The following is a 14,625-nucleotide window of genomic DNA, read 5'->3' as shown; positions in this document are numbered from 1 at the left end:
CGACCCCCGAATTGGAGCTTTGTCATGAACACGATGCTGCGGAAGAGCGTGCTGGGTATCGCGGGTCTGGCCTTCACCGGTGGCCTGTTCGCCGGTCCGGTGGCCGCCCACGCCGACACCACCCCGGTCGCCGGCAAGCCGGCTCCGGTAGCGGCGGTGCGGGCTGACAAGCCGGACATGAGCAAGGTGCTGCCCCACGGCACCCCCAGCAACCAGTCGACGATCGAGCTGAACGACGAGCAGACCGCGAATGTGAAGGCGATCATCGCGGCGACGAAGAAGGCCGGCATGGACGAGCGTGCCGCGGTGGTGTCGATCGCCACCGCCCTGCAGGAGTCGAAGCTGGAGAACCTGGGCCACCTGGGTGACCGCAACGACCACGACTCCCAGGGCCTGTTCCAGCAGCGCCCCTCCTCGGGCTGGGGCACCGTGGAGCAGATCACCGACCCCGAGTACTCGACCCTGGCCTTCCTCAAGGCCCTCAAGCAGGTCGACGGCTGGCAGGACATGCCCCTCACCGAGGCAGCCCAGACCGTCCAGGTCTCGGCCTACCCCGACCACTACGCCCAGTGGGAACAGCAGGCCGCCGACCTCGTCATCGAACACTGGACCAGCTGACCCCCACCACGGTCAGACAACAACCGAAGACATTCCTCCACAGGGGGAGCAGAACCGCCGGCCGGCACCCGACACCCGGGTGCCGGCCAGCGGCATCTGCACACCACCACGCGAACTGACCACAGCCAGATCAACCAGACAGCAGACAGCAGACAGCAGACAGCAGACAGCAGACAGCAGACAGCAGACAGCAGACAGTCAAACCCACCCGGGCTGGCCCACACCCGCACGGAGACCGACCAGGTCAGGCTGGGGGCGACCGTGCCCGGCGCAGGGATCAAGCCTGACCGCCCGAAGCCGGGCACGGTCGCCCCCAGCCCCACCGCAACCACCCAAGAAGCCAGACACACGACCCCGATACCCCAGGAGCAAAGGGCTCAGGCCAGCCCAGCCGCCCCCAGTGCCTCGACCACGTCACCGACCACGACCACAGCCGGTGGACGCAACCCCGCGGCGGTCACCGCCTCAGCCACCTCGCCGAGTGTCGAGCGGACGATCCGCTGACCGCCGGTGGTGGCCTCCTGGATCACCGCAGCCGGCGTAGCGGCTGCCCGTCCGTGCGCCAGCAGCGTGCTGGCGATCAACGGTAGGTTCTTCAGACCCATCAGGATCACCAGCGTGCCGCGTAGACCGGCCAGCGCCTCCCAGCGGACCAGTGAGTCCGGCGATTCCGGCGCGACGTGCCCGGACACGACGGTGAACTCGTGTGCCACCGACCGGTGGGTCACCGGAATGCTCGCCGCGGCCGGTGCGGCGATCGAACTGGTCACCCCCGGGACCACGGTGACCGGTACGCCGGCCGCCGCACAGGCCAGCAGTTCCTCGCCGCCCCGGCCGAAGACGTACGGGTCACCGCCCTTGAGCCGGACCACGAGTGCGCCCGCCAACGCCCGGTCCACCAAGATCCGGTTGATCTCCTCCTGGGTCCGGGACGGGCCGTAGGGGATCTTGGAGGCGTCCACCAGTTCCACGCCCGAGCGCAGCTCGTCGAGGAGCAGTCCAGGCACCAGACGATCGGCGACCACCACGTCGGCCTCGTTGAGCAGCCGCCAACCCCGGAGAGTGATCAGTTCCGGATCACCGGGTCCGGCACCTACCAGGGCGACTCGACCAGTGCGGCCACCCCCGCCAGCGGGGTGATTGGCGGGGGCCTGCGGCTCCCTCCCCTGCTGGAGGAGGGTACGGATGGCGTCGCGGACGCTCGCCGCGCGACGTGGGTCGCCGCCGCCGTGCACCGCGACGGTGACCGGGCCGTACCGGGTCACGGCCGGGGTCCAGGCCGTCGCCGCGTGCCGGTCGTCGGCACGTACGCAGAAGATCCGACGTTCGGCGGCGGCGGCGCTGACGTCTGCGGCGGCGACCGGGTCGTCGATGGCGACCTGCACCAGCCACGCGCCGTCGAGATCGTCCGGGGCGAACCGGCGCGACGCCCAGTGCAACCGCCCGGCATCGACGTGCGCGCGCAGCGCCGGGGTGATTTCCGGCGTCACCAGCAGGACGTCCGCGCCCGCGTCGAGCAGCGCCGGAACCCGCCGCGTGGCCACCGCTCCCCCGCCCACCACCACCACGCGGAGTCCGGCCAGTCGGAGCCCGAGGGGGTACGCGCTCGCGCTCATGGCGCCGCCCGCTTCATTGGGCGGCGCGAGGCGCCCGATCGTTCGCTCGCCAGCTCGCTCATGCCGCCTCGCTCCGCGTACCGACGATGCCCGGCATCGCGCCGTGAGTCCGAAGGGTTCGCTCGCTCACTTCTCGGCCACTCCGGCGGAGTCGAAGGTGGCCACCTCGTGCAGTACCCGGACCGCGCCGGTGACCACGGGCAGAGCCAGCAGCGCGCCGGTGCCCTCGCCGAGCCGCAGTCCGAGGTCGATCAGGGGGGTGAGGCCGAGCCGGCGCAGCGCGACGGTCGCGCCGGGTTCGGCGGAGCGGTGACCGGCGACCATGGCCGCCACGGAGTCCGGGGCGAAGGCCGCCGCGGCGAGCGCGGCGGAGACCGCGATCACCCCGTCCAGCAGCACCGGTACGCGGCGCGCCGCCGCACCGAGCACGAACCCGGCCAGGGCGGCGTGTTCCAGCCCACCGACAGCGGCCAGCACACCGAGCGGATCCTCCGGGTCGGGGTCGTGCCGGCGCAGCGCGGCCCGCACCACCTCGATCTTGTGCTGGTAGGTCGGGTCGTCGACGCCGGTGCCCCGGCCGGTGGCCTCGACGGCGTCGACCCCGGTGAAGGCGGCGATCAGGGCGGCGGCCGGGGTGGTGTTGGCGATCCCCATGTCACCGGTGAGCAGAATTCCGGCGCCGGCGTCGACCAGGTCCCCGGCGATGCCGATGCCGACCTCGACCGCCGCCCGCGCCTCCTGCCGGGTCATCGCGGCGGTGACGGTCATGTCCCGGGTGCCGCGCCGGACCGGTGCGCTGACCAGTCGGGGCATCGCCGGTCCGAAGCTGTCCGGTGCGTCGACATCGTCCACGGGGTCGGCAACCGGCAGCGGCCCGGCCACCCCGACGTCGATCACGGTCACCGAGGCGCCCGCCTGCCGGGCGAAGGTGTTGACCACCGCTCCACCGGCCAGGAAGTTGCCGACCATCTGCCCGGTGACCTCCTGCGGCCAGGGAGTGACCCGCTGGGCGTGCACGCCATGGTCACCGGCGAAGATCGCCACCGCCGCCCGGTCGGGCACCGGTGGCGGGCAGCCGCCGGCCAGGCCCGCGAGGCGTACGGACAGCTCCTCCAGGACCCCGAGCGAGCCGGCGGGTTTGGTGAGGCGCGCCTGCAACTGCCGTGCTGCGGTCATCGCCGGCTCGTCGAGCGGGCCGACGGCCGCGATGGTGTTCTCCAGCATCATGCCTCCATGATCTCGGCCAGCACCGTGGTGAAAGCATCGGTGGTCGCCCGATCCCGAACTGCGATCCGGATCCAGTCCGGACCGAGTCCGGGAAACGTGTCGCCCCGGCGTACCGCCCAGCCCCGCGCCCGCAGCAGGTCCCGGATCCGGTCGGCGCCGGCGATCCGTACCAGCACGAAGGCGCTGGCCGGGCGGCCGGCCACGCGTACCCCGGGCAGCGCCGACAGCCGCGCGACCAGGTGTTCCCGGTCGGCGGCGAGCTGCGTGGCGATGGCCCGTTCGGCCTGGACCGCCTCGGGGCCGGCGCAGGCCGTGGCGGCGGCCAGCGCCGGGGTGGACACCGCCCAGAGCGGCTGCACGGCGGCCAGCCGGCGCAGCAACGTGGCCTCGCCGAGCAGGTAGCCGATGCGCAGCCCGGCCAGCCCCCACGTCTTGGTGAGGCTGCGTACGACAAGCAACCCCGGCAGGTCCCGGCGGGCGGCAAGCGATTCGGGTTCACCCGGTACCCCGGGCGTGACGGCGGTGTCGGCGAACGCCTCGTCGACCACGAGTACCCGACCGGGGCGGGCCAGCGCGGCGAGGTCGGCGGCCGGGTGCAGCACGGAGGTGGGATTCGTCGGGTTGCCGATGATGACCAGGTCGGCGTCGGCGGGTATCCGCTCCGGGTGCAGCCGGAAACCGTCCGCCGCGTCCAGCAGCACCCGCCGCACGGAATGTCCGGCTGCCCGTAGCGCGGCCTCCGGCTCGGTGAACTGCGGATGCACCACCACCGGCCGGCGTAGCCCGCGCAGTGCCTGAGCGAGCAGCACGAAGCCCTCGGCGGCACCGGCGGTGAGCAGCACCTCCTCCGGTGGGCGACGGTGCCGGGCGGCGACGGCGGCGCGGGCCGGGCGTGGATCCGGGTACGCGGCGAGGTCGGCCATCGACGCGGTGATCGGCCCGGCCAGCCAGGGTGGCAGGGGGGCGCGTCGCACATTGACGGCGAGGTCGACCAGGCCCGTGGCGACCTCGGCGTCACCGTGGTGGGTCAGGTCCGGCTCGGCCGCCGACGTCCTGGGTGTCGTGCTCAACTGCCCGTGCATGACCGCGATCCTGCCGGGAAGGCGGCGCGGGGGACAGCAACCCGGCGGGTGGGCCGCATCACCACGCATCACTTCATGAGTATTTCTCATGCTTGAATCGGAAATGTCATAACTTGGCGGTGTGAGCTTCCGACCCCTTGCTGCCGCTGGTCGTCTCGTTCCCCTTCTCCGTGCCGGGCTGATCGCCGGCATCGTCGTCGCCGCCGCCGCGTACCCGGCCGTAGCGGTGACCGGCATCGGTGCCAAGGCCACCGCGCACGCCGTGGAGAGCAAGACCCGGCTGCTGACCACCGCCCTGCCCGCCGAGACCTCCTACCTGTACGCGCCGGACGGCAAGACCGTGCTGACCATGTTCTTCGAGGAGTACCGGCAGTACACCAAGCTTTCGGACATCTCGCCCAACATGCAGCAGGCCATCGTGGCCGCCGAGGACAACCGCTTCTACCAGCACCACGGCGTCGACCCGAAGGGTGTCGCCCGCGCCTTCGTGGCCAACGCCCGCTCCAGCGGTGTCTCCCAGGGAGCCTCCACGCTCACCATGCAGTACGTCCGGATGGCGCTGCGCGACAGCGCCACCACCCCGAGGGAGGTGCAGGAGGCCACCGCGCAGACCCCGACGCGCAAGATCAAGGAGATGCGCATGGCGGTCGACCTGGAGAAGGAGTTGAGCAAGGAGGACATCCTGGAGCGGTACCTCAACTCCGCGTACTTCGGGCACCGCGCGTACGGCATCTACGCCGCCAGCGAGATCTTCTTCTCGAAGACCCCGAAGGAGCTGACCGCCGTCGAGGCGGCCACCCTCGCCGGGCTGGTGAAGTCACCCTCCCAGTACGACCCGGCCAGTTCGGACCAGAAGGAGGCCACCGCCCGACGCAACTACGTGCTGGACAACATGGCCCGTCTCGGCTATCTCTCACCGGACTCCGCCCAGGCGGCGAAGGGCGAGCCGATCCGGCTCCGACTGACCTACCCGCCCAACGACTGCGCGGCGGTGCCCGAGAAGTGGAACAGCTGGGGTTTCCTCTGCGACTACCTGAAGAACTGGTGGAGCGCCCAGCCGGCGTTCGGGAAGAACCGACTCCAGCGGTTGGACAAGCTGCGCCGGGGCGGCTACCGGATCGTGCTCAGCATGGATCCGAAGATCCAGGCGGCGGCGGAGAAGAACGTCGGCACCGAGGGCAACACCGGCAGCCCGTTCGCCAACGGCATCGTGGTCTCCGAGCCCGGCACCGGGCGGGTCAAGGCGATGGCGGTGAACCGCACCTACTCGCTCAAGGTCGACGAGAACCCGCTCAGCTCCAACCCGGAGGCGGGTCCGGAGGTGCGGGCCAACTACCCGAACACCGTGGCGCCGCTGATGGGCGGCGGTGACCTGCCCGGCTACCAGGCCGGCTCGACGTTCAAGATGTTTCCCATGCTGGCCGCCCTCGACGCCGGCATGCCGCTCAACACCACATTCAACGCGCCGCACAGCTACCGCTCCGAGGTCTACGACGGCTGGCAGCCCTCGAACGCCAGCGGTGCGATGAGCGGTACGCAGACCATGTGGTCCGGCTTCGGCAAATCGGTGAACACCTACTTCGTCTGGCTGGAGGAGCAGGTCGGGGCGGAACGGGCCGTCCGGCTCGCCGAGCAGTTGGGGCTGCGCTGGCGTACCGACGTGGACCGGGAGCACGCCTCCCCGGCGAAGGCCAACAAGTGGGGCGCGTTCACCCTGGGCGTCTCCGACGCCACTCCGCTGGAGATGGCCAACGCCTACGCGGCGGTCGCCGCCGACGGGCGCTACTGCGAGGCGCTGCCGGTGAACGCCATCTACAACCGGGACGGCACCCCGGCCACCTACACCACACCCGGCGGTATCGAACGGGAGGTCGCCAAGCCCCGCTGCCGCCAGGTGGTCAGCGCCGACGCGGCCCGCGCCGCCACCGACGCCGCCCGCTGCCCCACCGGCGACACCCCGGCCAAGGGCAGTTGCGGGGGCTGGTCCACGGCGGACAGCGTGCGCGGCACGGTGGGCCGCCCGGTGGCCGGCAAGACCGGTACCACGGACAGCACCCGATCCGCCTGGTTCGTCGGCTACACGCCGGAGCTGGCGGCGGCCAGCTTCATCTCCGACCCCGACAATCCCTTCAACGCCGTGGGTGACGGCCAGTCCCAGATCCCGATCGCGGCGGTGTCGAACACCCTCCGCGACGCCTTGAAGGGCAAACCCGTCCGGGACTTCGTCCCACCGTCGGACCGGATCGTCGGTTGATGCTCAGGCCGACGGCCCGGCGGCCGGCCCGGACGCCACCACACCGGCCGGGTCGCCCGGGACGACACCCGCCGGCCCGGCCGGGACACCGCCGGCGGGCCCGACCGGGACCGTGGCCGGCTCGGCCGCAGCGGCGGCCACCAACCGCGTCGCGATCTGTGGGTACGCGGCCCAGTGCGGCACGAGCTGGGAGGCGTGCACGCCCCGCCAGATGAACCCCTCCGGCGCGCCCCCCGGCCAGCTCCACGCCGGGCGCTGCCCGCCCCGGGGAGTCAGCACCGCCCGGTGCTCCTTGTGCCCGGTCACCACCTCGCCACGGGTGGCAACCACACTGTCGCCCTGCGCGGTCGCCTCCCGGTAGCCGACCACCAGCCCGTCCCGCAGGCTGCCGATCGCGTCGATCACCCCGCACATCGGCAGCCCGTCGAGTTCGCGGGCCAGCCAGAGCAGGCCGGCGCCCTCGGCGACCACCGGCCGGCCGGTACGGGCCAGCTCGGCGACCGCGATGCACAGCCGCCGGTTGGCGGAGAGCTGCTCCGCGTACGACTCGGGCAACGCCCCGCCGACCACCAGGGCCCGGGTGCCGGCCGGCAGCACCTCGTCGGCGAACGGGTCGAGTGTCATCACCTCCGCACCGGCGGCCCGCAGCAGCTCGGCCGTCTCGGCGTGGCTGAAGCTGCCACCCGGTCCGCCGAGCAACGCCACGACCGGCGGGGCGCCCCCGGCGGGCCGGGCCGGGGCGGCCTCGGCGGTGCTCTGCGGCGACCATTGCGGCACGCCCAGCGCCGGCGCCGAGCGGGCCAGCCCGAGCAGCCGCTCCAGGTCGACCGTGGCGGTCACCGCCTCACCCAACCGCCGGACCGCCCGGGTGGCCTCGTCGGCGCCTTCGAGCACCGGCACCACGCCGTGCCGGCGGGACGGCAGCACCGAGGGCAGATCCTGGCGGCGCAGCGCGCCGTAGACCGGAATGCCGATGTCGTCGAGCGCCTCACGCAACAGCGCCTCGTGCCGTGCGGAGGCGACCCGGTTGAGGATCACGCCGCCGATCCACAACTGCTCGTCGTACGCCCGGAAGCCGTGCACCAGGGCGGCCACCGACTGGCCCATCGCGGCGACGTCGACCACCAGCACCACCGGGCTGCGCAGCGCGGTGGCGACGGCGGCGGTCGACTCGGTCTCGCTCCGGCCGGTCAGGCTGTCGTACAGGCCCATGCTGCCCTGCACCACGGCGAGGTCCGTGCCCTGCGCACCGTGCAGCAGCAGCGGGGCGACGCGGTCGGTGCCCACCAGCCGTGGGTCCAGGGTGCGCCCCGGTCGACCGCTGGCCAGGCCGAGGTAGGCGGCATCCACCTGATCGGGGCCGATCTTGAAGCCGGCCACGTCGACACCCCGGTCGGCGAACGCGGCGAGCAGGCCGATCGCCAGCGCGTTCTTGCCGTGTCCGGAGGAGGGGGCACTGAGCACCAGACGCGGCACGACGGTCATCATCGACTCCTCGCGAGCGGTCGGCGTGCCGACCGTCGGCGCGCTCCGCCCGCGTGACGATAGCTGAACCGGACGCCGTACACGCACCCTGCGCCACCCCGTCCGGGCCAGGTCAGCCAGTCGGTGGCGGACCGCCCCGACGCGGGTACGCTCCGCCACGGCGAGGTCTCCGCCGCCCGTTTCCGGCCGGGGCCGCTGCCTGCGGCGGTTCGGGGCGGACGACGGCGCGCGGACGCCGCGACGGTCAGCCACAGTGGCGGCGGTCACACGGGTAACCTCGTGGCGTGTACCGGTTCCTGCTGACCCCGCGCTGGCTGGGCCTGCTCGTGCTGGCGCTGGCCGCCGCCACGGTGATGGTGCTGCTCGGCAACTGGCAGCTGGACCGCTACCACGGCCGGACGGCGATCAACGAACGCATCGACGCCGGCCTGCGGATGGATCCCGTGCCGCTGCGCGAGGCACTGCCCGCGCCGACCGGCGGCCCGGGCACGGTCGGTGCGCCCCCGCCGGAGGAGCGGACCTTCACCCGGGTCACCGTGACCGGCCGGTACGACACCGACAACATCGTCCTGGTCCGGGGCCGCACGGCTGAGGGCCGGGTCGGCTTCGAGGTGGTCACCCCGCTGGTGCTGACCGACGGCACCGCCGTCCTGGTGGACCGGGGCTGGATCCCACCCGCACCGGGTGGGGCGGTGGCACAGCCGGACGTGCCACCGGCACCGGCGGGTGAGGTGACCGTCGAGGGTCGGGTGCACGCCAGCGAGAGCGGCGACGCCAAGGTGTCCCGCCGCGAGGGCCGGCTGGAAAGCCGGCGGGTGTCCGTGCCTCAACTCGCCGGCGAGTTGCCGTACCCGGTGCACGGCGCGTACGTGCTTCTCGACGAGCAGACTCCGGCCGCCGACCCGACGTTCCGGGCGGTGCCGATCGGCCACACCAACAACTGGCAGAACCTCGGCTACGTCGTGCAGTGGTGGATCTTCGCGGTGATGACCCTGGCCGGCTACGGCTGGGTCGCCCGCCGCGAGGCCCGCCGGCTCGCCGGTGTGGTCGACGAACGTCCCCGCGACCGGGCCGCGGACTCCGGCACCCCCGCCGTCACCTGACCAGTCAGCCGGGCGGCCGGCCCGCGTGGATCGCCCGGACGGCGTCGATGGTGTCGGCCTCGGCTGCGGTCTTGTCGTCCCGGTAGCGGACCACCCGGGCGAACCGCAGGGCCACCCCACCGGGATAGCGCGAGCTGCTCTGCACCCCGTCGAAGGCGATCTCCACGACCTGCTCGGGTCGGACCCGGACGACCCAGTCTCCGCGATCCACGGCGAGGCCGAGGAAGCGCTCGGTCTGCCAGCGCAGCAGATCGTCGGTGAGGCCCTTGAAGGTCTTGCCGAGCATCACGAACCCGCCGGTGCCCGGGTCGCGGGCACCCAGGTGCAGGTTCGACAACCATCCGGTGCGTCGGCCGCTGCCCCACTCCACGGCGAGCACCACCAGGTCGAGGGTGTGCCGGGGCTTCACCTTGACCCAGGCGGCGCCGCGCCGGCCGGCGTCGTAGGGCGCGTCGGGCGCCTTGACCACCACGCCCTCCTGCCCGGCGTCGAGTGCGGCGGCGAATGCCTCGCCGGCCCGCTCCGGGTCGTCCACCTCCACCCGCCCGACCAGCAGCGCCGCGTCGGCCGTGCCGCGCAGCGCCGCCCACCGCTCCCGGCCCGGCAGGTCGATCAGATCCACCCCGTCGAGGTGCAGCAGGTCGAAGAAGTACGGCGTGAGCACAGTCTCGCCGGTGCGCTCGGCGGCGGCGCGCACCGCCGGTGCGACCGGTGCCCCGGCGGCGGGACCGGCGGACCCGGCCCGGCGGGCGGCGGCACTCGACGTCTGCTGGAACGGCAGCGGCCGGCCGGTGGCGTCCAGCCCGATGGCCTCCCCGTCGAGGACGATCTCCCGGGCGGGCAGGGCACGCACGGCGGCGACCACCTCGGGCACCCGGGTGGTGATCTCGTCGAGGCTGCGGGAGAAGACGGCGATGTCGGAACCACTGCGGTGCACCTGGATGCGGATGCCGTCGAGCTTCACGTCGACCACGGCGGGCACCCCGGTGGCGGCGAGCGCCTCGTCGACGGTGGACGCGCTCTGCGCCAGCATCGGCGCCAGGGGCCGGCCCACCCGCAGGCCGAACTCGGCCAGCGCGCTCGCCCCGCCGCCGAGGGCGGCCACCGCCACCGCCCGCAGGTCACCGGCGAGCAGCAGCGCCCGGCGTACCACGGCGACGGGCACCCCGGCGGCCCGGGCGATCGCGTCGGCGAGCAGCCCGGCCTGGGCGCCGTGCCGCAACTCGCCGAGGAACAGACCGGTCAGCAGGCGCTGCTCGTCGACGGTGGCGGCCGCGTAGAGGGCGTGCACCAGGGCCCGCCGCCGAGCCTGCGAGCCCGCGCCGTGCACGGCCGCGATCTCGTCGATCGCGGCGTCGACCGCCGACACGCTGAGCGTCGGTTCGGTTGCCGGCGGGGGCAGGTCGCGCAGGCTGGCCCAGCCGACCCCGGTCTGCCGCTGGCGCAGCTCGCCGGCGAGCCAGCCGGAGCCCGCCGCCACCTCGCTCGGGTCGAGCCGCCGCAGGGCATCGGCGAGCAGCTCCACCTTGGCCCGACGACCGCTGGTGGCGCCGACGGCCGCGGAGGTGGCAGCCAGGTCCAGAAACCGCACGATCTCATCCTGCCAGCCACCACCGACAACCGGCGCCACCTGCGGACGGACCCGACCGGCGGGACATCTCCTGTGGTCCCCGGCAGCCACCCCACCGGCCGGCGGTCGCCGATGTCAGGCCGGGACCGGTTCCTCGACCCGCAGCCCCCGGGCGCGGACACCGTCCGCGATGCGCGACAGTGACGCATCCAGGGCGACCAGGGCGGCGGACAACTCGCCGAGCTGTTCCTTGAGCGTGTCCTCGGGCCACGCGGAGACGTCGACGTCCCCCAGAGCGATGACGGCGGCCTCCAGGCGGGCCAGAACCTCGTTCGTACGCATGTTCGAGAGGCTACAACAGTCCCGCGCCCGACACACCGGAAACGGCTACCGTCGGTGCGAGGTTACGGGTTCACCCGCGACCCACCTCAGCCACTCTGGCCAGCAACAACGCCTCGGCGAGGCAGACCCGGGCGAACTCGCCGAGGTGCAGGCTCTCGTTCGGCCCGTGGGCTCGGGCGTGCGGGTCCTCCACTCCGGTCACCAGGATCGCCGCCTGCGGGAACATCTCCTGGAAGGTGGCGATGAACGGAATGGAGCCGCCGACCCCGATCTCCACCGCGTCGGTGCCGTCCCAGGCGGTCCGGAAGGCCGATCGGGCCGCGTCGAACATCGGGCCGCTGGCGTCGATGACGCAGGGGGCACCGTCGTGCTCGAAGGTCACCTCGACCTGCGCGCCCCACGGTGCGTGCTGCTCCAGGTGGGCGCGCAGCGCCGCGTACGCCCGCTTCGGTTCGTCGCCCGGCGCCAGCCGTACGCTGATCTTGGCCTTGGCCGCCGGAACCAGCGCGTTCGGCGCCTCGCCGGTGGCCGGGGCGTCGATGCCGAGCACGGCGAGCGCCGGCTTGGTCCACAACCGGTCGGTGATCCGGCCGGTGCCGAACAGCCGCACGCCCTCGGCCAGCCCGGCCTCGGCGCGGAACCGGTCCTCGGGGTAGTCGACGCGGGCCGCCTCCCGGCCGACCAGTTCGGCCACCGCCACGTTCCCGGCGTCGTCGTGCAGCGTGGCGAGCAGCCGGACCAGCGTGGTGAGCGCGTCCGGAACGGCACCGCCGAACATGCCGCTGTGCACGGCGTGCTCCAGCGTGCGCACCTCCACGAAGCAGTTGACGATGCCGCGCAACGACGTGGTCAGCGCCGGCACGCCGACATCCCAGTTGGTCGAGTCGGCGATCACGATGACGTCGGCGGTGAGCTTCTCCCGGTGCTCGGCGAGCAGCCGCTCCAGGGAGTCGGAGCCGTACTCCTCCTCGCCCTCGACGAACACGACCACGCCGACCGGCAGCCGATCGCCGTACGCGCGCAGCGCCGCGACGTGCGCCATGATGCCGGCCTTGTCGTCGGCGGCACCCCGCCCGTACAGCCGGCCGTCGCGCTCCACCAGCTCGAACGGGTCGGACTCCCACAACATGCGGTCGCCGATCGGCTGCACGTCGTGGTGGGCGTAGAGCATCACCGTCGGGGCACCGGGTGGTGCCGCTTTCCGGCCGATCACCGCGGGCTGACCACCGGCCCGCGCCACCTCCACGTCGAGGCCGCAGCCGCGCAGCAACTCGGCCACCGCCTCGGCGGAGCGCTCCACGTGCGCGTGGTCGAAGCCGTCGAAGGCGATGCCGGGAATGCGGACGAGGCGCTCCAGGTCGGCCCGTACGCCGGGCAGTTCCCGCGCGACGGCCTCCCGCAGGTCGGACTCGGTCATGATCGGTGTGGTCATGACCGGCATCGTATGCCGGCCTTACCGGACGTCGCCGTCGGCGGGGGCAGGCCGGACCACCTGGCAGCCCGGACCCGACCTGCCGGAACAGCGGCGGCGCGGGACGACGCCCCTGCCGCTGGTGGCACCGCCGGGTGTCGGTTGTCGTCAGCCGCGTCGGCAGTAGTAGCGCTCGGCGGCGTGCGGCAGGGCGGGTGCGCCGTCGACGACCAGGTCGGCGCGGGCCTCGGTGCCGTCGGCCGCGAAGTGGGCGCGTTCGGTGACGTGCCACCGACGCAGCTCCGGCAGGATGGTCGGGCCGTCGCGGGTCACCGCCCGGTCCAGCCGCAGCGGCTGCGGGGCGGTGACGAAGACCGCCAGGGTCAGGTCCGCCACGGTGGCGGTCCGGGCCGCGCTGACCCCCTCCACGATCAGCACCGGCGCGACCGGGACCGGCACCGGGGTGGGCAGGAAGCGCCGGCGCACCCAGCTGTAGCGCCGGTAGGCGCCAGGCTGCCCGGCGCGTACCGGTGCCAGGACCTGCTCCTCCAACCGCACCCAGAAGGTGAGCTGGTCGTCCCACCCGTCGAGCAGGTCGTCGGTGTGCACCACCGGTGGCCGGGTCGCCTGCGGCGTCGCACCGGCGAGGGCGTCGGCCAGGCGCGCCGCGAAGACCGTCTTGCCCGCGCCGCTGGGCCCGTCGACGGCCACCAACCGGGTACGCCCCAGCCGGGCCGGCCCCGCCAGCACCCGTCGAGCCAGCCCGGCGTACGCCTCGAAGACCGCCACCACGGACACCGACGTTACCGATCGGGTTGTCCCAGGCCACTTCGGATCGCGCAGCCGCGCACCGGACGGCATGCTCGTGGCGTGTCCCATTCCGTGATGAGTCCCGGTGTCGAGGCGTTGCTGGAGCAGGCCCGTGCGGGCATGAACCGACTGACCCCGCAGGAGACGGTGCAGGCCGCGACCCGGGGGGCGCTCGTGATCGACACACGCACCGACGCGCAGCGCCGGGAGCAGGGCGACCTGCCCGGCGTCATCGTGATCGACCGGACGGTGCTGGAGTGGCGGCTCGACCCGGCCAGCGACTGGCGGATCCCCGAGGCGACCGGGTACGACCTGGAGATCGTCGTGCTGTGCCGGCAGGGATACAGCTCCAGTCTCGCCGCCGCGAGCCTGCGTGCCCTGGGCCTGCACCGGGCAACCGACATGATCGGCGGGGTGGAGGCGTGGCGGTCGGCGGGCCTGCCCTTCTCCGACCAGCCCGCCGACGTCCGCCCCTGATTCAGTAGGTCATCAGGGCCAGGGTTTGCCGGGCATACTCCATCGCCAGTTCCTCGGTCTGGGCCTCGTTCGGCACCTGCGCCGCGATGAAGTTGAGCTGCAAATGGACCACGGCCGTTCCCGCCATCGCCGCCGCCATCGAGAGCCGGCTGTCCACCGGCCCGTCGTAGGGCTCCGGTGGATCGGTGATCGGGCCGTTGGCCAGTGGGATCGACACCCAGGCGCCGTCGCCGACCCCGCTGACCTCCCGGGCGATGCCCTGCGCTCCGGCGGGCGGCGGACCGCCCAGCGACTCACGGGCCGCTGTCGTCGAATCTGCGACCAGCATGGTGATGGTGACCGCGTGGATCGCCAGGGGGTCATCCGACACCGCGCTGAGTACGCAGCTCTTGCGGTCCGGCCGGTCGGGGCGGTCCCGTACCCGCGTCGTCCCGCCGGCCACGTCGATCAGCGGCTGGTGGTCGAGCTCGGTGCAGAGGTCGTCCACCAGGCGGTAAGACGCGGCGGGTGATGGGGGTGAGCTGGGTGCCGGGGTGGCGGTGCCGGCGCAGCCGACGAGCACGACCGGGAGCAGCAGGACGAGCCGACTTCGGCGACGGGTATCGACCACCACGAGATCGTGCCACAGTG

General features: G+C 73.2%; 13 protein-coding genes. 4 read left to right on the top strand and 9 right to left on the bottom strand.

Annotated elements, in window-relative coordinates:
* Positions 1–24 precede the first annotated feature (24 nt).
* The gene (locus KBX00_RS26795; protein ID WP_210830841.1) at positions 25–618 is read left to right on the top strand and encodes a hypothetical protein; all 594 of its coding nucleotides are present in this window, start codon (positions 25–27) and stop codon (positions 616–618) included.
* Positions 619–995: 377 nt separating this feature from the next.
* Here the strand turns inward: KBX00_RS26795 and cobA are convergent, their stop codons facing one another.
* From cobA to cobC, 3 genes are all read right to left on the bottom strand, one after another.
* Entirely contained in the window at positions 996–2,234 is a 1,239-nt protein-coding gene (gene cobA / locus KBX00_RS26790) for a uroporphyrinogen-III C-methyltransferase (protein ID WP_210830837.1), read from the bottom strand.
* A 126-nt stretch (positions 2,235–2,360) separates the two neighbouring features.
* Positions 2,361–3,458 carry a nicotinate-nucleotide--dimethylbenzimidazole phosphoribosyltransferase gene (cobT, locus tag KBX00_RS26785; RefSeq protein ID WP_210830840.1) on the bottom strand — a complete coding sequence of 366 codons (1,098 nt, stop codon included), beginning with the start codon at positions 3,456–3,458 and terminating at the stop codon, positions 2,361–2,363.
* Positions 3,458–4,543: an Rv2231c family pyridoxal phosphate-dependent protein CobC gene (gene cobC, locus KBX00_RS26780; protein WP_210830836.1), complete on the bottom strand. Its 1,086-nt coding sequence runs from the start codon at positions 4,541–4,543 to the stop codon at positions 3,458–3,460. The genes cobT and cobC overlap by 1 nt, the downstream gene beginning before the upstream one ends.
* A 121-nt stretch (positions 4,544–4,664) precedes the next feature.
* Here cobC and KBX00_RS26775 point away from each other — a divergent pair, with 121 nt between their 5' ends.
* A complete protein-coding gene (locus KBX00_RS26775) occupies positions 4,665–6,797 on the top strand; it encodes a transglycosylase domain-containing protein (RefSeq protein ID WP_210830835.1) in 2,133 nt (710 codons plus the stop codon).
* Between the two features lie 3 nt (positions 6,798–6,800).
* Here the strand turns inward: KBX00_RS26775 and KBX00_RS26770 are convergent, their stop codons facing one another.
* Positions 6,801–8,282, bottom strand: a complete 1,482-nt coding sequence (locus KBX00_RS26770) for a cobyrinate a,c-diamide synthase (protein ID WP_210830834.1) — start codon at positions 8,280–8,282, stop codon at positions 6,801–6,803.
* Positions 8,283–8,566: 284 nt separating this feature from the next.
* On the opposite strand from KBX00_RS26770, the gene KBX00_RS26765 reads away from it, so the two are divergent.
* Complete coding sequence (locus tag KBX00_RS26765) at positions 8,567–9,385, top strand: SURF1 family protein (protein ID WP_210830833.1); 819 nt, start codon at positions 8,567–8,569, stop codon at positions 9,383–9,385.
* A 4-nt stretch (positions 9,386–9,389) separates the two neighbouring features.
* Here KBX00_RS26765 and KBX00_RS26760 read toward each other — a convergent pair whose 3' ends face one another.
* From KBX00_RS26760 to KBX00_RS26745, 4 genes are all read right to left on the bottom strand, one after another.
* Positions 9,390–10,976: an ATP-dependent DNA ligase gene (locus tag KBX00_RS26760; protein WP_210830832.1), complete on the bottom strand. Its 1,587-nt coding sequence runs from the start codon at positions 10,974–10,976 to the stop codon at positions 9,390–9,392.
* Positions 10,977–11,090: 114 nt separating this feature from the next.
* Positions 11,091–11,297 carry a hypothetical protein gene (locus KBX00_RS26755; RefSeq protein ID WP_210830831.1) on the bottom strand — a complete coding sequence of 69 codons (207 nt, stop codon included), beginning with the start codon at positions 11,295–11,297 and terminating at the stop codon, positions 11,091–11,093.
* A 70-nt stretch (positions 11,298–11,367) separates the two neighbouring features.
* Positions 11,368–12,714, bottom strand: coding sequence for a dipeptidase (locus tag KBX00_RS26750; RefSeq protein WP_210830839.1), 1,347 nt, complete (start codon positions 12,712–12,714; stop codon positions 11,368–11,370).
* Between the two features lie 162 nt (positions 12,715–12,876).
* Entirely contained in the window at positions 12,877–13,659 is a 783-nt protein-coding gene (locus KBX00_RS26745; RefSeq protein ID WP_301548683.1) for a uridine kinase, read from the bottom strand.
* On the opposite strand from KBX00_RS26745, the gene KBX00_RS26740 reads away from it, so the two are divergent.
* Entirely contained in the window at positions 13,594–13,995 is a 402-nt protein-coding gene (locus tag KBX00_RS26740) for a rhodanese-like domain-containing protein (RefSeq protein WP_301548682.1), read from the top strand. The two genes, KBX00_RS26745 and KBX00_RS26740, sit on opposite strands and share 66 nt — an antisense overlap.
* A 1-nt stretch (position 13,996) precedes the next feature.
* Here the strand turns inward: KBX00_RS26740 and KBX00_RS26735 are convergent, their stop codons facing one another.
* A complete protein-coding gene (locus KBX00_RS26735) occupies positions 13,997–14,605 on the bottom strand; it encodes a hypothetical protein (RefSeq protein ID WP_210830829.1) in 609 nt (202 codons plus the stop codon).
* Positions 14,606–14,625 lie beyond the last annotated feature (20 nt).

This window comes from Micromonospora sp. C95, from assembly GCF_018070465.1.
Classification (GTDB): Bacteria; Actinomycetota; Actinomycetes; order Mycobacteriales; family Micromonosporaceae; genus Micromonospora.
This window is presented reverse-complemented; position numbering and strand designations above follow the sequence as displayed.